This window comes from Saccharopolyspora endophytica, assembly GCF_018070075.1.
Classification (GTDB): Bacteria; Actinomycetota; Actinomycetes; order Mycobacteriales; family Pseudonocardiaceae; genus Saccharopolyspora; species Saccharopolyspora endophytica.
The window spans coordinates 403873-422578 of the sequence record NZ_JAGPXE010000004.1 but is presented as its reverse complement, the minus strand read 5'-3'; the positions used below and the strand labels follow the sequence as shown (position 1 = coordinate 422578).

At 70.6% G+C, this 18706-nt stretch carries 15 protein-coding genes; 9 read left to right on the top strand and 6 right to left on the bottom strand.

Going from position 1 to position 18706, the window contains the following annotated elements; genetic code table 11:
* Positions 1–37: 37 nt before the first annotated feature.
* On the bottom strand, positions 38–967 hold the full coding sequence (locus KBO27_RS12560) for an Lrp/AsnC family transcriptional regulator (RefSeq protein ID WP_210970156.1): 930 nt from the start codon (positions 965–967) through the stop codon (positions 38–40).
* 197 nt (positions 968–1164) lie between these two features.
* Between KBO27_RS12560 and dnaE the strand changes: the two genes are divergently transcribed.
* The 4 genes from dnaE (at position 1165) to KBO27_RS12540 (ending at position 8036) form a co-directional block, all read left to right on the top strand.
* Complete coding sequence (gene dnaE, locus KBO27_RS12555; RefSeq protein WP_210970155.1) at positions 1165–4749, top strand: DNA polymerase III subunit alpha; 3585 nt, start codon at positions 1165–1167, stop codon at positions 4747–4749.
* A gap of 106 nt (positions 4750–4855) precedes the next feature.
* Positions 4856–6073, top strand: coding sequence for a cytochrome P450 family protein (locus KBO27_RS12550; protein ID WP_210970154.1), 1218 nt, complete (start codon positions 4856–4858; stop codon positions 6071–6073).
* Positions 6074–6357: 284 nt separating this feature from the next.
* A complete protein-coding gene (locus KBO27_RS12545; protein WP_210970153.1) occupies positions 6358–7605 on the top strand; it encodes a cytochrome P450 family protein in 1248 nt (415 codons plus the stop codon).
* A 41-nt stretch (positions 7606–7646) separates the two neighbouring features.
* Positions 7647–8036 carry a hypothetical protein gene (locus KBO27_RS12540; RefSeq protein WP_210970152.1) on the top strand — a complete coding sequence of 130 codons (390 nt, stop codon included), beginning with the start codon at positions 7647–7649 and terminating at the stop codon, positions 8034–8036.
* A gap of 32 nt (positions 8037–8068) precedes the next feature.
* On the opposite strand, the gene KBO27_RS12535 is transcribed toward KBO27_RS12540, so the two are convergent.
* Positions 8069–10036 carry an arabinofuranosyltransferase gene (locus tag KBO27_RS12535; RefSeq protein WP_210970151.1) on the bottom strand — a complete coding sequence of 656 codons (1968 nt, stop codon included), beginning with the start codon at positions 10034–10036 and terminating at the stop codon, positions 8069–8071.
* 194 nt (positions 10037–10230) lie between these two features.
* On the opposite strand from KBO27_RS12535, the gene KBO27_RS12530 reads away from it, so the two are divergent.
* On the top strand, positions 10231–10842 hold the full coding sequence (locus KBO27_RS12530; protein WP_307870374.1) for a DUF2567 domain-containing protein: 612 nt from the start codon (positions 10231–10233) through the stop codon (positions 10840–10842).
* A 51-nt stretch (positions 10843–10893) separates the two neighbouring features.
* Here KBO27_RS12530 and KBO27_RS12525 read toward each other — a convergent pair whose 3' ends face one another.
* The 3 genes from KBO27_RS12525 to KBO27_RS12515 all read right to left on the bottom strand — a co-directional run bounded on the left by KBO27_RS12525 (position 10894) and on the right by KBO27_RS12515 (position 13094).
* Complete coding sequence (locus tag KBO27_RS12525; protein WP_210970149.1) at positions 10894–11679, bottom strand: DUF8017 domain-containing protein; 786 nt, start codon at positions 11677–11679, stop codon at positions 10894–10896.
* Between the two features lie 40 nt (positions 11680–11719).
* Positions 11720–12397: an LON peptidase substrate-binding domain-containing protein gene (locus tag KBO27_RS12520; RefSeq protein WP_210970350.1), complete on the bottom strand. Its 678-nt coding sequence runs from the start codon at positions 12395–12397 to the stop codon at positions 11720–11722.
* A gap of 61 nt (positions 12398–12458) precedes the next feature.
* Positions 12459–13094 (bottom strand): NUDIX hydrolase, encoded by a 636-nt coding sequence (locus tag KBO27_RS12515; protein WP_281420766.1) that lies wholly within the window; start codon positions 13092–13094, stop codon positions 12459–12461.
* A 164-nt stretch (positions 13095–13258) separates the two neighbouring features.
* Between KBO27_RS12515 and nadA the strand changes: the two genes are divergently transcribed.
* From nadA to KBO27_RS12495, 4 genes are all read left to right on the top strand, one after another.
* Positions 13259–14272: a quinolinate synthase NadA gene (gene nadA / locus KBO27_RS12510; RefSeq protein ID WP_132675100.1), complete on the top strand. Its 1014-nt coding sequence runs from the start codon at positions 13259–13261 to the stop codon at positions 14270–14272.
* Entirely contained in the window at positions 14269–15867 is a 1599-nt protein-coding gene (locus KBO27_RS12505) for an L-aspartate oxidase (RefSeq protein WP_210970148.1), read from the top strand. The genes nadA and KBO27_RS12505 overlap by 4 nt, the downstream gene beginning before the upstream one ends.
* The gene (gene nadC / locus KBO27_RS12500) at positions 15864–16712 is read left to right on the top strand and encodes a carboxylating nicotinate-nucleotide diphosphorylase (protein WP_210970147.1); all 849 of its coding nucleotides are present in this window, start codon (positions 15864–15866) and stop codon (positions 16710–16712) included. The genes KBO27_RS12505 and nadC overlap by 4 nt, the downstream gene beginning before the upstream one ends.
* A gap of 199 nt (positions 16713–16911) precedes the next feature.
* Positions 16912–17814: a CPBP family intramembrane glutamic endopeptidase gene (locus KBO27_RS12495; protein ID WP_307870373.1), complete on the top strand. Its 903-nt coding sequence runs from the start codon at positions 16912–16914 to the stop codon at positions 17812–17814.
* Here KBO27_RS12495 and KBO27_RS12490 read toward each other — a convergent pair.
* Positions 17778–18569, bottom strand: coding sequence for a carbon-nitrogen hydrolase family protein (locus tag KBO27_RS12490; protein ID WP_210970146.1), 792 nt, complete (start codon positions 18567–18569; stop codon positions 17778–17780). The two genes, KBO27_RS12495 and KBO27_RS12490, sit on opposite strands and share 37 nt — an antisense overlap.
* Positions 18570–18706 lie beyond the last annotated feature (137 nt).

The following is an 18706-nucleotide window of genomic DNA, read 5'->3' as shown; positions in this document are numbered from 1 at the left end:
CGGAAACCGCGGCTGCGCCGCACTCCTCGCGCGGTCCTCAGAGGTCGGTGATGTCCCAGAGGAGGGTGCGCTGCTGGTCGCCGGGTTGCGGGGTCCAGCGGACCGCTGAGAGCACCGTGGACTCCGGGAGCACGTAAACCGTGTGACCACCGGCTGTTTCGCCGGGCTGCACGCCCATCCGGTGCGGTGGGCGCGACGACATCGACACCGGGGCCTTGGCCACCGGAGAACCGTCCTCGGTGACCAGTTCCAGGTACATGTCGGGCAGCGACGCGAACGGCACCTGGCCGTTGTTGGTCAGCTCGGTGTGCACCACGACGGAGCGCTCACCGGGCTGGAGCTCGTACCCGGCCGCGGTGAACAGGAAGTCCGCCGGGTCGACGACCTCGATGAGCTGGATGCTGATCTGCTCGCCCGACACGCCCTGGACGTCCAGCTTGGTGCCGACCTTGCCGGTCGGGGCCGGTGCCGGAGCGGCCGGCTGATCACCGCGCGCCCACGCGGCCGAGCCGGGAGGCCCCCACGTGGTCATCGGCGGCGTCGGCGCGACCGGCTGCTGCGGGTGGGGCATCTGATGTGGACCGGAGACCTGGTACGGACCGGAGACCTGGGGCGGCCCGGAAACCGGGTAAGGCCCGGACATCGGGTACGGCCCGGACACCTGGTGCGGGCCCGAGACCTGGTACGGACCGGACATCGGGTGCTGGCCGGGCGCCACCGGGTACGGACCGCTGGCCGCGTTCTGCGCCGCCCACTGCTGAGCTGCGGCGACGGCGTTGCGGATGCCCTGCTGATCGCACTCGACCCCGACCATCAGGGGCAGCCCGGTGGTCGACAGCGCGGCGAGTCGCGCCGCGACGTCGCGCACGTCCATGCCGAGCCGCCCGGCGATGTCCGGGACCGCCGCTCGGCCCATCTCTGCCACGACGCTCAGCAGGCGCACATCCACGGGATCAGGGCCAGTCACGTCGTCCCACGCTACCCGGTCGGCACGGCGCGTGGTGGTGAGGCACGAGTTCCGCGACACCGACGCCGACCTGCGCATGATCTGCGACACGCCGGGCGCGTGGAACACCGCGCAACGCCTGGGGGAATGGGCGGTGACGTCGGTGCCCGGAGTTAGGCTGGCAGTTCTCGAATCCCGCCGCGAAGGAGGACTTCTCCGTGTCTGTCGACCCCTTCGTTCACCTGCACGTGCACACCGAGTACTCCATGCTCGACGGTGCGGCGAAGGTGGGTGCGCTGTTCGCGGAGGCGCAGCGGCTGGGGATGCCGGCGGTCGCGATGACCGACCACGGCAACATGTTCGGCGCGGACGAGTTCTACCAGCAGGCGCGCAAGACCGGCATCAAGCCGATCATCGGGATCGAGGCGTACCTGGCGCCGCACAACCGCTTCCACAAGAAGCCGGTGTTCTGGGGCGAGGCCAAGCAGCGCGGCACCGACGAGTTCGGCGAGGGCGGTGACGTCTCGGGCGCGGGCGCCTACACGCACATGACGATGTTCGCCCGCAACGCCACCGGCCTGCGCAACCTGTTCACCTTGTCCAGCCGCGCGAGCTTGGAGGGCATGTACCGCAAGCCGCGCATGGACCGGGAGCTGATCAGCGAGCACTCCGAGGGGATCATCGCGACCACCGGGTGCCCGTCCGGTGAGGTGCAGACGCGGTTGCGCCTGCGGCAGTACGACCAGGCGTTGCAGGCCGCGGCCGACTACCGGGACATCTTCGGCAAGGACCACTTCTTCCTGGAGCTGATGGACCACGGGTTGCCGATCGAGCGGTCCGTGCGCGAGGGGCTGCTCAAGATCGCCGCGGAGCTCGATCTCAAGCCGCTGGCCACCAACGACAGCCACTACGTGACCGTTGACCAGGCCGATTCGCACGGTGCGCTGCTGTGCGTGCAGTCGGGCAAGACGCTGTCCGACGACAGCCGGTTCAAGTTCGACGGCGACGGCTACTACCTCAAGTCCGCCGAGGAGATGCGCGCGTACTGGGACGCCGAGGTCCCGGGCGCGGCGGACAACACGCTGCTGGTCGCCGAGATGGTGGAGTCCTACGAGGAGGTCTGGTCCTTCCAGGACCGGATGCCGCGCGTGACCGACGGCAGCGGCAAGTCCGAGCGGGAGCTGCTGGAGGCCGAGGTCGAGCAGTACCTGCCGACCCGCTACCCGGACGGCGCGAGCCAGGAGTGCCTGGACCGGATCAAGACCGAGCTCGACGTGCTGGACACCAAGGGCTACTGCGCGTACTTCCTGGTCGTCGGTGACCTGACTCGGTGGGCGAAGTCGCAGGGCATCCACGTCGGACCGGGCCGCGGTTCGGCCGCGGGATCGCTGCTGGCCTACATCCTGCACATCACCAACCTGGACCCGCTGGAGCACGGCCTGATCTTCGAGCGGTTCCTGAACCCGGAGCGCGATTCCCCGCCCGACATCGACCTCGACTTCGACGACCGCCGTCGCGACGAGGTGCTGCAGTACGCGATCAACAAGTACGGCCGGGACAAGGTCGCCCAGGTCATCACCTTCGGCAAGATCAAGACGAAGGCGGCGATCAAGGACGCCGCCCGCGTCCACCACGGTCAGCCGGGCTTCGCGATCGCCGACAAGATCTCCAAGGCGCTGCCGCCGCCGATCGCGGCCAAGGACATCCCGCTGTCGGGCATCGTCGACCCGCAGCACGAGCGCTACACCGAGGCCTCCGAGGTCCGCGCGCTGATCGAGACCGACCCGTCGGTGTCGCAGATCTTCGACACCGCGCGCGGGCTGGAGGGCCTGATCCGCAACGCCGGTGTGCACGCCTGCGCGGTGATCCTGTCCTCGCAGCCGCTGATGGGCACGGTGCCGCTGTGGGCGCGCGACGACGGTTCGATCATCACCGGTTGGGACTACCCGTCGTGCGAGGCCATCGGCCTGCTGAAGATGGACTTCCTGGGCCTGTCCAACCTCACCATCCTCGGCGACGCGCTGGAGATGGTGAAGGAGAACCACGACCTGGAGATCGACCTCTCCAAGCTCGGGCTGGACGACGCCAGAACCTACGAGCTGCTGGCGCGCGGCGAGAGCCTGGGCGTGTTCCAGCTCGAAGGTGGCGGCATGCGGGAACTGCTCAAGCGCATGCAGCCGACCGAGTTCGGCGACGTGGTGGCGGCGAACGCGCTGTACCGGCCGGGTCCGATGGAGGTCAACGCGCACCTGGACTACGCCGACCGCAAGAACGGCAAGAAGCCGGTCGAGCCGATCCACCCGGAGCTCGACGAGCCGCTGAAGGACATCCTGGCCGAGACCTACGGCCTGATCGTCTACCAGGAGCAGATCATGGCGATCGCGCAGCGGGTCGCCGGGTACAGCCTCGGTCGAGCGGACATCCTGCGTCGCGCGATGGGCAAGAAGAAGAAGGAGGTCCTGGACCAGGAGTTCGAGGGCTTCCAGGCCGGGATGCGCGACCAGGGCTTCTCCGACGAGGCGATCGACAAGCTGTGGGCGACGGTCCTGCCCTTCGCCGGCTACGCGTTCAACAAGTCCCACGCGGCCGGTTACGCCCTGGTGGCGTACTGGACGGCCTACCTCAAGGCCAACTACCCGGCCGAGTACATGGCCGGGCTGCTGACCTCCAACGGTGACAACAAGGACAAGATGGCCGTCTACCTGGCGGAATGCCGCCGGATGGGCGTGCAGGTGCTGTCCCCGGACGTCAACGAGTCGAAGGAGACCTTCGCGGCGGTCTCCGGCAACATCCGCTTCGGCATGAGCGCGATCCGCAACGTCGGTTCGAACGTGGTGGCCTCGATCGTCAAGAGCCGCGAGGAGCACGGGCGCTACACGTCGTTCACCGACTTCCTGGACAAGTCGGAGATCCTGGCGTGCAACAAGCGGGTGATCGAATCGCTGATCAAGGCGGGCGCGTTCGACTCGCTGCAGCACACCCGGATGTCGTTGTCGCAGCACCACGAGGCCGCGGTGGACGCGGTGATCGGGCTCAAGCGGCAGCAGGCGATGGGCCAGTTCGACCTGTTCGGGTCGGACGAATCCGACGACAGCGCAGAGGCATCGCCGCTGGCGCACCTGCAGTTCGGCGACGACGAGTGGCCGCGCAAGCAGCTGCTGGCCTACGAGCGCGAGATGCTGGGCCTCTACGTCTCGGCGCACCCGCTCGACGGTGCGCAGCGGCTGCTGGCTCCGTACCAGGACACCGGGATCGCCGAGCTCGTCGGCGGGGAGCGGGAGTCCAGCGGAGGCAAGGAGCAGATCAAGATCGCCGGGATGATCTCGGGGATCCAGCGCCGCATCAACAAGAACGGCCACCCGTGGGCGATCGTGACGCTGGAGGACCTGGACGCCTCGGTCGAGGTGCTGTTCTTCCCGAAGTCCTACGAGATGTTCGCCGACTGCCTGGTGGAGGACACCGCGCTGGCGGTCAAGGGCCGCATCAACGAGCGCGAGGGCACGATCAGCATCTTCGCCTCGGACGCGCTCCCGGTGGACATCTCGGCGGCCGAGACCGATCAGGGCGGCGATGCGGCGTTCGTGATCAAGGTGCCGGTGGGCCGGGTGGACCAGTCGCTGGTCAACGAGCTCAAGCGGACCCTGCAGGCGCATTCCGGGACGACCCCGGTGCACCTGAAGCTGCAGAGCCCGCGCGGGACGACGCGGTTGGCGCTGTCGAGCGACTTCTTCGTGTCGACGGAGAACGGCTTGCAGGGTGAGCTCAAGGGGCTGCTCGGGGCGGGTTGCTTCGAAGTGGCGTGATTCGTCGGGTTTGCGCTGAGAGGGCCCTCAGTCCGGTGTGACAAGCCGTTGTGAACGGTGTTCACTGGATTTCGAGGGTTGTCCCCGCCTACCCGAAGGAAGCTCCATGCCCACCACTGAGGCGCACCTCGACGCCGTGCCGTTCGACAGCGCATTCGTCTCGAACCTCTACGACCGCTACGGCGAGATCCGTTCCGCCACACCGGTTCAGCGCATGATCACCCCGCACGGCCTGCCGGTCTGGACGATCACGCGGCATGACGACGTCAAGGCGGCGCTGACGGATTCGCGGCTGGCCAAGGACTTCCGCCGCAGCCGCGAGGTGATCCTGGCCAAGGCCGGCGGAACCGGTCGGCCCTTCAACAGCGACGACCTCAGCGAGCAGATGCTCAACCTGGACCCGCCGGACCACACGCGGCTGCGGAAGCTGGTGGTCAAGGCGTTCACCGCCCGCCGGGTCGAGTCGCTGCGGCCTCGCGTGGAGGAGATCACCGCCGATCTGCTGGACGAGATGGCCGGGGCAGGCGAGGTCGAACTGCTCGACGCCCTGGCGTTCCCGCTGCCGATCCGGGTGATCTGCGAGCTGTTGGGCGTCGACGAGAGCCGCCGCGACGACTTCCGGGGGTGGACCAACACCCTGCTGGACGCCTCCGACGACGAATCGCGGGCGCAGGCGGGCCAGGCGATGGCCGCCTACCTGGTCGAACTCGTCGCGGCCAAGCGTCAGAACCCGGCCGACGACCTGCTGACCGCGCTGATCGAGGTGTCCGAGGACGAGGACCGGCTCAGCGAGGGCGAGCTGATCTCGATGGTGTTCCTGCTGCTGGTGGCAGGGCACGAGACGACGGTGAACCTCATCGGCAACGGCGTGCTGGCGCTGCTGCGCAACCCCGAGCAGTGGGCGGCGCTGGTCGCCGACACGAGCCTGGTGACCGGCGCGGTGGAGGAGGTGCTGCGCTTCGACGGCCCGGTGATGCACGGGACCTTCCGGCACACCACCGAAGCCGTGGTCATCGGTGACGTGGAGATCCCGGCCGGCGAGATCGTGTGGGTGGGCCTGGCCTCGGCCAACCACGACCCGGAGAAGTTCCCGGAGCCCGAGCGGTTCGACATCGGCCGCGACCCGCACGGGCACCTGTCGTTCGGGCACGGCATCCACTTCTGCCTGGGCGCGCAGCTCGCCCGCATGGAGGCGCAGATCGCGCTGCGCCAGCTCGCCGAGCGCTTCCCCGGGCTGAGCGCGGCCGGAGAGCTCGACGACGTCGAATGGCGGTTCTCCACGCTGATCCACGGCCTGCAGCGGCTGCCGGTCCGGCTGGCGTAATCGTCGTTTGCCCGGCGAGGGTCGGTGCGCGCGAGGTTTACTGGACCAGTGCCTGTTCCTGCCTCGTTTTGCTCAGCGGTGCGGGTGGCGGAACCTGACACGCCTTCTGGACTCCGTGCGCCACTCCTGATGCATGCCAATGCACGGCGTCGCGGCGTACTCGCCAGAAGACGTGTCAGAGCCCGCGGCGGTGCGAGTTGCGAGGGTGGTCTTCACGGCTCGCGGCTGTGCCGCTTGCACACGGTTCACCGAACACGTCCTCACAACGCACGGATGGGGGTTCCATGACGGCGCACACCGACCCGATTCCCTTCGACGCCGGGTTCGCGCAGGACCTGCACGCCCGCTACGCGCAGCTGCGGGAGGCCGGACCGGTGCACCGGCTGGTCAACGAGAGCGGTCTGCCGGTCTGGGTGGTGACCCGGTACGACGACGCCCGCGCACTGCTGGCCGATCCGCGGCTGGGCAAGGACGCGCAGACCATCTTCCGGCTGGTCATGGACCGCTTCGCGCCCGGCGCCGAGCGGCCGGACCCGTCGGAGTCGGAGGACGGCAGGTTCGCCGGCGGCGGGTTCGACATGCACATGCTCAACATGGATCCGCCCGACCACACGCGGCTGCGCAAGCTGGTGGTCAAGGCGTTCACCGCCCGCCGGATCGAGTCGCTGCGGCCGCGGATCGAGCAGATCAGCGAGGAACTGCTGACCGCGATGGCCGGTGAGTCCGAAGTGGACATCTTGGACGCGTTCGCGTTCCCGCTGCCGATCCGGGTGATCTGCGAGCTGCTGGGCGTCGACGAGAGCCGCCGCGACGACTTCCGGCGCTGGACCAATCAGCTGCTCGACGACCTCGACGCCCAGGCGTCCGCGCAGGCCGCCGGCGAGATGTCGAAGTACCTGACCGAATTGCTCGCCGCCAAGCGCGAGAACCCCGGCGACGACCTGCTCACGGCGCTGATCGAGGTCTCCGAGGACGAGGACCGGCTCAGCGAGTCCGAGCTGATCTCGATGGTGTTCCTGCTGCTGGTGGCCGGTCACGAGACGACGGTGAACCTGATCGGCAACGGCATCCTGGCGCTGCTGACCAACCCGGACCAGTTCGCCGCGCTGCGCGCGAACCCGGACCTGGTCGACGGCGCGGTGGAGGAGATGCTGCGCTTCGACGGTCCGCTCATGCACACCACCTTCCGGTTCACCACCGAGCCGATCACCATCGGCGGGACCGAGATCCCCGCGGGTGAGTTCGTCTGGGCGGGATTGGCCGCCGCCAACCGCGACCCGGAGCGCTTCCCGGACGCCGACTCGTTCGACATCTCCCGCGACACCCAGGGCCACCTGGCCTTCGGCCACGGCATCCACTTCTGCCTCGGCGCTCCGCTGGCCCGGATGGAGGCGCAGATCGCGCTGCGCGGTCTGCTCGCGCACTTCCCGGACCTGACGCTGGCCACATCGCCGGAGGAGCTCGGCCGCCGGAACTCCAGCCTCATCCACGGGCTCCGCGCGCTCCCGGTTCGCCCGGCTTCTCATCCGTGAGGAGGAGGTGGGGCTCGTCCCCACGCGCCTACGGTGGGCCGATGCTCACCTCGTGGCGGCCTGACCAGCGGCTGGCGCTCGACGGCGTCGCGGCCGCGCTCGTGCTCGTCCTCGCCGCGGGCGCGTCGCTGAGCGCGCTGCGGGGTGCGGCGCCGTGGCTGTGGATCGCCTCGGTGGTCGCGCTGATCGGTCTGGCGGTGTGCGTGGCGCTGCGCAGGATCCGGCCGTTCGCGACGTTGCCGGTGGCCAGCGCCTGCATGCTCGCGCTGGTCGCCCTGCTGCAGGTGCTCGCCGACAACCCCGGGATCCCGAACCACCCGCTGGTCTGGCTGCCGATCGCGCTGTGGCCGCTGTGGTCTGTCGCGCTCGCGGCCGCGGCGATGCACTACCGGTTCCGCCGGGCACGGTCCGCGGTGGAGGTCGTCCGATGAACGTCCTCGAAAGGCCGTGCCCGGCCGCCGGATCAGCGCAGCGCGATGATCGTGTACGGGCCGACGTCGCGCTTGACGAAGGCCGGGGAGTCGAAGAGCGCGCGGTCGAAGTAGACGTGGTAGTCGCGCACGTTCGGGTTCTGCGGGAACGCGTCGCCCTTGAGCTGCAGCGCGAGGTCGCCCTCGTGCTCCGGCGGGGCCTCCACCTCGGAGTAGCGGCTCTGCGGGTTGTCGAGGATGAACACGTTGGGGCTCTTGAACTTCGAGCCGCGCATCATCCGCAGCAGCTCCTCGCTGCTGGTGGCCTTGGTCCAGCGCTCGACCTCGGCCGCGCGGTCGTCGTAGTCGGCCAGCGGGTTGGCGTAGTGCGGCGTCTCCTGCTGGAAACCCCAGTACGGCTGGAAGGACATGAGCTTGTAGTCGGTGCTCAGCAGCACGTTCTGGTCGGGCTCGCGCCCGGTGAGCGCGGCGACCGCGCGGATCTCGTCGTCGAACCAGGAACCGCGCTGCCCGGGGTCCTTGTTGCCCTTGGCGTTGTCGCCGGTCGGGTAGTAGTCGGTGTAGGCCTGCTCGGTGTAGCCGAGGAGCTTGCCGCTGAGCGCCTCCTGGGTGACGCTCACCGCACCGATCAGGCCGAGCGCGCAGGCGACGAGGCTGATCTGCACCGCGTACCGCGGGTCGATCCTGCGCCGCAGGTAGCCGATGAGCTCCAGCAGGCCGAGCACGCCGGCGACCGCGAGCGTCAGCTCCAGGACGACGTTGAGCCGGAACGCCAGCAGCGTCGTCTTGGCCAGCAGGGCGAGCGTGGACAGCGCGAACCAGCCGTAGATGGCCAGCACGATCGCCAGCATCGACGCGGCGATCTCGCTGTGGCGGCAGCGCAACAACAACCACACGAAGCCCGCCAGGCACAGTCCGCCGAACGCGGTCGCCTCGGTCATCGGCACGGGCAGGAACGCGCCGTCCTCGGGCAGGTAGTGCTGCGCGGCGCTGCGCGGGTTGTTGAGCAGGAAGCCGGTGGACAGCAGGTAGGGCAGCCACACGAGCAGCGCGATCACGAGGCTGACCACGCCGATCGGCAGCAGGCGCAGGAACAGCTGCTTGACCACCGGTCCCACGCCCGCGCCCTGGCGGACCCGGTGCACCCCGGTGATCAGCGCCATCAGCATGATCATCGCGACCGCGAAGCCGAAGTGCAGCGTGTAGGTGATCGCGGCGAAACCGACGTAGCCGCCGATGCAGATCAGCGTCCAGCGCGGTCCCTCGGTCATCCGCAGCGAGCGCCAGGCCAGCACCGCCACGGGCAGCAGCCACGCGGCCGATGGCCAGGCGTAGGGCTCCACGATGCCGTGCAGCATGCCCGACAGCGCGGTCACGACGGCGGCCAGCAGCGCGAGCCGGCGACGCAGCACCACGCTCCAGAGCGTGAACGCCACGACGGCGGTCACCGCCACCCAGCAGAGCGCGTAGAGCTTGTAGGCCGCCCAGCCCTCCCAGCCCAGGAGGTTGGCGAAGCGCCCGCCGAGCCAGAACCAGCCGCTCGGGTAGTAGGGCGCGGTCTCCGCGTAGTTCATGTCGGCCAGGCCCAGCGTCGAGGCCATGCGCGTCATCAGCTGCATGCGGAAGCCGTTGTCGGTCGACGATCCGCCGTAGTAGAAGCGCGTGGACTGCAGCGGGATGGCCAGCGACAGGGTGCTGAAGGCGCTCAGCGCGACCCAGGTCGCGGCGAGCTTGCCCCAGCGGCCGATGCGCGTGGCGCGGTACCCGAACGCCAGCAGCGCGAACAGGGCCGCCAGGACGAGACCGCTGCTGAGCATCGTCAGCGCCTCGGGCGCGTAGCTGGGTTCGCTGATGCTCAGCCGCGCGGCGGCGAACTGCAGCACCAAGCTCACCGCTGCGGCGACCGCGGAACCGGCGACCAGTTCGGCTACGGTGTTGCGCAGCGGGAGCCGGACGGCCGAGTTCTGCCGCGGCTCGTCGATCGGGCTCGGTCCGGTCAACTGGGGAGACGGCAGGATTCCCACCACTTCACTCGTCCTTCGGCGTAGCCGACATGAGGGCTCGCGCAGAATAGTTGATGTGCGCCCCGCGCCCGCCCATCGGGTGACCGGGCGGGGTGCGAGGAAACGCTATGGTGACCGGAAAATTTCGCAAGCCGGGCCGGTGGCGGCGAACGCGAGGAGGAGGTCGGCGGGTGTCCGACAGCCCAGTGGACGATCCGGGCACGACGCGTGCTCTCCCGGAGCGGGTCGAGCCCGCGGAGGCCGCGCTGCTCTCGGTCCTGACGCCACCCCGTCCGAAGGTGGTGGTCAAGGCCGACCTGCTGCCGGCGATCAGCGCGATCTCGCTGATCGCGTTGCTGGGGTTGCCGATGGGCTGGTTGTGGTCGCGGCTGGCGCCTCCGCAGGAGAGCGTGCTGGGGCGTGGCGGCACCGTGAGCCCGCTGCTGGTGGAGAGCTACCACGAGTTCGACGGCATCGCGATCTTCACGCTGCTGGCCTTCGCCGCCGGTCTGCTCACCGCCGCGGTGCTGTGGCGGATCCGCGGCAGGCGCGGCCCGGTGCTGCTCATCGGCGGGGTGCTGGGCTCGCTGGTGGCGTCCTGGCTGGGGATCCAGATGGGCGGTTCGCTCGCGGCCGGGCTCTACCCGATGCCGTCGAACCCGCAGCTCGGCGACCTGATCACGGTCGCCCCGGAGATCACCACGATGTGGGTGCTGGTCGCCATGCCGCTGGCGCTCTCCCTCGGCTACGGCATCGCGACGTCCTGGAACGGCTTCGACGACCTGGGACGACGTCTGCGCTAGGGCGGTCCTGGCCCGAACCGGCAGGAGCGGACGTTCACCACTCCTCGCCCGTCACCTCGGTCGCAACGAGCCGCCGATCGCGTTCAGCGTCTCGGGGGTGACCGCGCCCGGGACGTCCTGGTCGGCCGCGGCGATGAAGACCACCGAGCTCTTGCCGTCGTTGTTGGTGGCCACGGTGGTGACCGCGACCGAGCGGGCGTCGCAGCCCGCGGGGGCGGGCAGGGTGACCCGGGCGTTGATGCGCGTGGCGGGCATCCCGCCGCTGAGCCGCAGCGGCTCGGGCGGTGACTGCTCGACGAGCGGGGCGACGCCGTCGCGGGTGAAGGCGTGGCCGATGAACGTGCCGATGGCCTCGCCGGCGACGGCGGTGCTGTCCGGCCCGAGCCGGGCGCTGGCGCCGGCCATCGCGCGGAAGCTGTTGTCGTCTCCTGGGCAGAAACCCAGTTGCCGGTGCGACACCCCGGTGAGCGTGACCGCGTCCTCCGGCGGTCCGACGGCGTGCACGTTCTCCGGGTTCGGGTCGACCTCCCAGTCCTGCGGCACGTCGTAGACGGCGTGGCGCTTGGGCACGGCGACCACGTGCCAGCCGGCCACCACGGGCTCCGCCGAGGTCGTGGGCAGCGGGGCCGGGCCGGGCGGCTGCGATTCCGCCTCCTGGCTCCGGAGGCCGAACACCAGCACCGCCGCCATCGCGCCGATCAGCACGACGGCACCGAGCGAGAGGGCGAAGATCAGCCACCCGCGCTTCTTCCTGCGAGTCGGCTGCTGCGGCTGCGGGAAGGCGTCGAAGCCCCGGTACTGCCGTTGCGGCTCCCAGGGGCCACCAGGTGAGGACATGCGCCGATCCTAGATCGGGCGGACCCCCTACCGACCCCTGCTAGTTCAGGCTGGGGTGTTGCGCGAACTCGGCCAGCGGCGCCGGAACCGCGCGCAGCTCGCGCAGGAACTCGGCCTCCCGCAGCAGCAGCTTGCGCACGTTGCGCAGCCGGATCAGCGGGTCGGTCTCCTCCAGCAGCGCCTGGCGGTCCTCGGTGGTCAGCACGCAGTCGTCGGCCAGCAGGTACGACAGGTCGGCGGAGTCGGAGTCCTCGCCGGGAACCTCGCGGGGCCCGCTGCGCATGCCCGAGGCGTGGTAGCGCTGGTGGGCGTCGCGCGCCCCGGCGGTGAGCCGTTCGCGGCGACCCGGAGTGTCGGACTCCGGTTCGGTGTCGGGCAGCCACTGCACGCGTGCCAGCAGGTAGGGCGCGGACTCGCGGTCGATCTGCAGCAGCCGGAAGCGCCGCTCGCCGAAGGCGGTGACGTCGTAGCGCCCGCCGGGCAGCTGCCGGGCCTCGTCGAGCACCGCCGTGCAGCCGACGTCGTACAGCGAGTCGACGTTGTCCTCGCCGACCTCCCATCCCTGCCGGATGGTGACCACGCCGAACCGGCGGTCGGGCACGGCTTCGTTGAGCAGGTCCTGCACGAGGTCGCGGTAACGCGGCTCGAAGATGTTCAACGGAAGGTGCCCGCCCGGGAGCAGCACGGATCCCAGCGGGAACAGCGGCAACGTGTCCAACACGCCTCCCAAACTACTTCGATCGACGCAACGAGGCTGCTCCAAGTGAAACAGGCGATGTTCAGGCCGGGGGACGGAACACCGCGAACGGGTCGGTCACCTGCAGGTCTCGGGAGGTGAAGCGGAACAGCGCGGGCGGTCGGCCGCCGGAGCGCCCGGCGGGCACGGTGCGGCCGGTGGGTTCCAGGACGCCTCGCCGGGACAGCACGCGCTGCAGGTTCGTCGCCGCGACCTGGTAGCCGAGCGCGCCCGAGTAGATCCCTCGCAGTTCGGAGACGGTGAACTCCGCCGGGGCCAGCGCGAACCCGATGTTGGTGTAGGAGAGCTTGGCGCGCAGCCGGTCTCGCGCGGCGAGCACGATCTCCTCGTGGTCGAAGGCCGTCGCGGGCAGGTCGTCGACCGGGAACCAGCGGGTGTCGGCGGGCACTTCGGGGTCGACGTCGGCGGGCACCAGGCACAGGAACGCGGTGGCGATGACCCGCCGGTCCGGCACCCGGCCGGGGGCGCTGAACACCGAGAGCTGCTCGACGTGGGAGAGCTTGTGCACGTCGACCTTCTCGGCGAGCTGCCGCCGGATCGACGCCTCGACGTCCTCGTCGGCGGCGAGCCGGCCCCGGGGGAGCGACCAGCGGTGCAGCGCGGGCTCTTTGGCGCGCTGCCAGAGCATCACCTGGAGTCGTTCGTCGCGGATCTGCAGGACCCCTGCGAGGACTTCGTGAGCTGCATCTCTGCCATCCGCCGTTGTCCCGGTGTTACGATGTGGCACGTTTTCGATTATAAGGCGAAAACCTCGGGCCCGTTGATCCGGGGTGAGTTGCGGGGTCTCCGGCGCGTCTCGGAGCCCCCGGCGAGGAGGACGAGATGGCGACTGCGACGTGGCAGCGGACCGATGCCGGCTACACCGGTGTCGAAGCCGACGCCGCCTGGGCCGAGGAGGTCCGGCGGTTGGCCGAGGAGCGCGACGCCGTGCTGCTGGCGCACAACTACCAGCTGCCCGAGATCCAGGACGTCGCCCACCACACCGGTGACTCGCTGGCGCTGAGCCGCATCGCGGCCAACAGCGACGCGAGCACGATCGTCTTCTGCGGCGTGCACTTCATGGCCGAGACCGCCAAGATCCTCGGCCCGGAGAAGACGGTGCTGATCCCCGACGAGCGGGCGGGTTGCTCGCTGGCCGACTCGATCACCGCCGAGCAGCTGCGCGAGTGGAAGGCCGAGCACCCGGGCGCGGTCGTCGTCTCCTACGTCAACACGACCGCGGAGGTGAAGGCCGAGACCGACATCTGCTGCACCTCCTCCAACGCGGTCGACGTGGTGCGCTCGATCCCGGAGGACCGCGAGGTGCTGTTCTGCCCGGACCAGTTCCTGGGCGCGCACGTCAAGCGCGAGACCGGCCGGGAGAACCTGCACATCTGGGCCGGTGAGTGCCACGTGCACGCCGGGATCAACGGGCCGGAGCTCGCCGAGCGCGCCGCCGCGTCGCCGGAGGCGGACCTGTTCATCCACCCCGAGTGCGGCTGCGCGACCTCCGCGCTCTACCTCGCGGGCGAGGGCACCGTGGAGCCGGAGCGGGTGAAGATCCTGTCCACCGGCGACATGCTCACCGCGGCGAGGGACACCGGCGCGCGCTCGGTGCTGGTGGCCACCGAGGTCGGCATGCTGCACCAGCTGCGGAAGGCCGCTCCGGAGATCGACTTCCGCGCGGTCAACGACCGGGCCTCCTGCCGCTACATGAAGATGATCACCCCGGCGGCCCTCCTGCGCTGCCTGCGCGAAGGCGCCGACGAGGTGCACGTGCCCACCGACGTCGCCGACCGCGCTCGGGCATCGGTGGAGCGGATGATCGCCATCGGCAAGCCCGGCGGTGGCGAGTGACCTGGGAAGCCGGTGCCGACCTGCTGGTCGTCGGCACCGGTGTGGCCGGGCTGACCGCCGCGCTGCGCGCTCGCGAAGCCGGTCTGCGCGTGCTGGTGCTGAGCAAGGACTCGGTCGCGGCCGGCAACACCGGCTGGGCGCAGGGCGGCATCGCCGTGGTGCGGCCGGACGAGCTCGACCCGGGCGACAGCCTGCACAAGCACGTCGAGGACACGCTGACCGCGGGTGTCGGGCTGTGCTCGCCGCAGGCGGTGCGCGACATCCTCGCCGACGGCGCGCAGGCCATCGGCCGGTTGCGCGCGGCGGGCGCTGAGTTCGACGCCGTCGACGGCGCGCTGGCCCGCACCCGCGAGGGCGGGCACCAGGCGTTCCGCGTCATCCACGCAGGTGGGGACGCCACCGGCGCCGAGGTGCAGCGGGCGCTGGTGTCGGCCGTGCGCGGTGGCGGGATCCCGGTGCTGGAGCAGCACTGCGTGGTCGAGCTGCTGCGCGGCGAGGGCGGCGCGATCGCCGGGGCGCTGGCGATGGACTCCGAGAGCCGCCCCGGTGTGCTGCACGCGCCCGCGGTGCTGCTGGCCACCGGCGGTCTCGGTCAGCTCTACGCCGCGACGACCAACCCCGACGTGTCCACTGCGGACGGTGTGGCGCTGGCGCTGCGCGCCGGGGCGGGAGCGGCGGACCTGGAGTTCGTGCAGTTCCACCCGACCGTGCTCTACGCCGAGGGCGAGGCGCGCGGACGTCGCCCGCTGGTCACCGAGGCGGTGCGCGGCGAAGGAGCGGTGCTGCTGGACGTGCGCGGGGACCGGGTGATGGACGGGGTGCACCCGCTGGGCGATCTGGCGCCGCGCGACGTGGTGTCGGCGGCGATCACCCGGCGCGCGGCGGAGACCGGTGCCGGGCACGTCTTCCTGGACGCCACCGGGGTCCCCGGTTTCGCCGAGCGGTTCCCGACCGTGCACGCCTCGTGCCGGGAGGCGGGGATCGATCCGGCGGCCGAGCCGATCCCGGTGGCCAGCGCGGCGCACTACTCGTGCGGCGGCGTGGTGTCCGATGTGGATGGCCGTACCGCGGTGACCGGCCTGTACGTGGCGGGCGAGGTGGCCTGCACGGGCCTGCACGGGGCGAACCGGCTGGCCTCCAACAGCCTGCTGGAAGGGCTGGTCGTGGGCGGGCGAGCGGCCTCGGCCGTGGCCAAGGACCTCGGGTGCGGGCTGCTGTCGCGCACGTCGGTGGGCGAGGTCGAGCCGCCCGCGTTCGCGGTCGTCGAGCGAGACCTGCTGCAGCGCACCATGAGCACGCACGCGGGCATCGGCCGCAGCGAGGACGGGATGGCCGAGGCGTGCTCGGTGCTGGACCGCGCCTCCGTCGTCCGTCCGCTGCGGACGCGGCAGGCGGTCGAGGACGCGTCGCTGACGCTGACCGCGCAGGCCCTGCTGGCAGCGGCCAGGCTCCGCGCGGAATCGCGCGGTTGCCACCGCCGCACCGACTTCCCGGACACCGACGACCTGCGCTGGCGGCGCAGCACGGTGCTCCGGCTCGACGCCTCGGGGTGGTTGATCCACGCCGAGACCGGAATTGCGAGGACAGCGGCATGACTTTCGACTTCGACGGCGCCCGCGAGATCGTCCGCACGGCCCTGGCCGAGGACCTGCGCCACGGGCCGGACGCCACCACCGAGGCCACCGTCGCCGAGGACGCGGTCGCCGAGGCGGGCTTCAACACCCGCAAAGCCGGTGTGCTGGCGGGGCTTCCGGTGGCGCGCCTGGTGCTCGACGAGGTGCTGGGCGCCGACGCCTACCAGGTGCTCGACGAACGCGCCGACGGCGATCGGCTCGCTCCCGGTGACTGCGCGCTGCGCGTGAAGGCGCCGGTCCGGGGCCTGCTCACCGCGGAGCGCACCGCGCTCAACCTGCTGACCCACCTCTCGGGCATCGCCACCGCGACCTCGGCGTGGGTGGACGCCGTGGCAGGCACCGGTTGCAAGATCCGGGACAGCCGCAAGACCCTCCCGGGCCTGCGCGACCTGCAGAAGTACGCGGTCCGCTGCGGTGGCGGCGTCAACCACCGCATGGGCCTGGGCGACGCGATCCTGATCAAGGACAACCACGTGGTGGCCGCGGGTTCCCCGGCGGCCGCAGTCCGGGCCTGCCGCGCCCACGCACCGGACCTCCCGATGGAGGTCGAGGTCGGCGACCTCGCCGAGCTCGAAGAGGTCCTGGCCGAGAACGTCTCCCTGGTCCTGCTGGACAACTTCACCCCGGACCAGTGCGCCGAAGCGATGTCGCGCACCCGGGCGCTCTCACCGGGCACGGAGCTGGAGGCCTCGGGTGGTCTCACCCTCGACGTGGCAGCGGCCTACGCCCGGACCGGAGTCCACTACCTAGCGGTGGGAGCCCTGACCCACTCCTCCCCGACCCTGGACCTCGGCCTGGACATGTGACCCGGACCAACATCACCCGCCCAGGCGCTCAAGTTCACCCGCCTGCGCAACCCCTTTCGAATTTCGCGCGAAATTCGAGCCCGAACTTCGGCGTTCGAATTTCGCGCGAAATTCGAATCCCCCTGGTCAGGAGGCGTGTGGGGCGGTGGGGGTGTTCGGGTTGCGGCATGATCGGGTGGTGGAACGGGAGGTGCGCGTGGTGGATTCGGCTTTGTTGGGCGGTGCTTCGGCGGCGCGGCGGCCCACCGGTCCGGTGCTGGGACTGCTGGTGGTGGTCGTGTGCCTGCTGGTCGGGCCCGCGGTGGTGACGCTGGCCCTGCTGCCGGTGTTCGGGGTTTCCGCGCTGGCCCTGGTGGGCGGACCGATGGGGATCGGGAGTCAGCTGGTGCTGCTGCTGAGCTTCCTCGGGGCGAGCGGTCTGCTCGCGCTCTGGGTGCTGCTCAAGGAGCGGCGTCCGCTGGCCAGCCTCGGGTTCTTCCCGGCTTCCGGGATCGGTGCGCACCTGGCGTTCGGCGCCGGTGTGGCGGTCGTGCTGCTGGCGGTGCCCGTGGTGGTGAACCTTGCCGGCGGGCAGTACCTGGTCGGGCCGGTGCGGTTCGCGCAGGTCGGGGCGGTGCTGCTGGCGCTGGTCGGGTTCGCCGTGCAGGCGTGCACCGAGGAGGTCGTCAGCCGCGGCTACCTGCTGCAGACCGCCTACCGCAAGTGGGGGCTCGCGGCCGCGATCATCTTCCAGGCGCTGGTCTTCGCGCTGCTGCACGGGGCCAACTTCGACGTCGGCGTGCTGCCGCTGGTCAACGTCCTGCTGATCGGTCTGACGCTGGGGTTGTGGGCCGTGGCCGAGGGGTCGCTGTGGGGCGTGTGCGCCTTCCACGTCGTGTGGAACTGGTGCCAGGGCAACGTGGCCGGGATCCAGGTGTCCGGGATGGACATCCAGGCCACGCTGCTGAGCCTCGACCCCGAGCCGGGAACCGCTGAACTGCTCACCGGCGGCGGCTTCGGCGTCGAGGGCAGCGTCATCACCACGGCCGTCCTGCTCATCTCGACGGCCCTGGCGTTCCGAGCCGTTCAGAAACGCCGGTTGGTGAGCACCGGGACGGCCTGACGGGCTCCTTCGACCGCGTCCGGGTCGACGTCGACGACCTCGACGCCGGGTTCGGCGCCGAGCTGCGCGTGGACCAGGCCGAGGGGAGTGGCGACGAGGCTGTGGCCGATGCCGGTCGGGGCTTTGCCGGAGGGTTCGCGGCCGATGCTGCGCGGGTCTCCCTGGCCGCAGGCCACGATCCACGAGGTCGAGTCGAGCGCGCGGGCGCGCACCAGCAGCTCCCACTGCTCGCGCTTGCCCTCGCCGGAACCCCACGACGCCGGGGTGACGATCACCGACGCGCCCTCGTCGGCGAGCTTCTGGAACAGCCCGGGGAACCGCACGTCGTAGCAGGTGGTGAAGCCGATGCCGACGCCGTCGAGGGTGATCACGACCGTCTCCGCGCCGGGGGCGACGGTGGTGGACTCGGCGAAGCCGAACGCGTCGAAGAGGTGGATCTTGTCGTAGGAGGCCTCCACGCCGCGACCGGTGATCAGCAGCGTGTTGGTGACCCGCCCGTCGTCGGCGGGGGTGAACATGCCCGCGACCACGGCGATGCCGGCTTCCCGCGCGAGCCGGCGGACCTCGGTGGCCCACGGGCCGTCCAGCGGCTCGGCCAGCGGTGCCAGCTTCACGCCGAAGCAGGCCATCGTCGCCTCGGGGAACACCGCGAGGTCGGCGCCTTCCTCGGCGGCCCGGCGGATCCCCTCGGCGACCAGTTCCAGGTTGGCCTTCGGGTCGGGGCCCGACACGATCTGGCACAACGCGATTCGCATAGCCACAACCAATCCTTCGACGAGTTCTGCTTCGAAGCGACGAAGTCGCTCGGGTTCCCCCATCCGCACCGCCGGGCAAGCCGAGTGGTGCCGGTCCGAGGCCGTTACGATGCTTGTATACCGATGATATGCAAGCA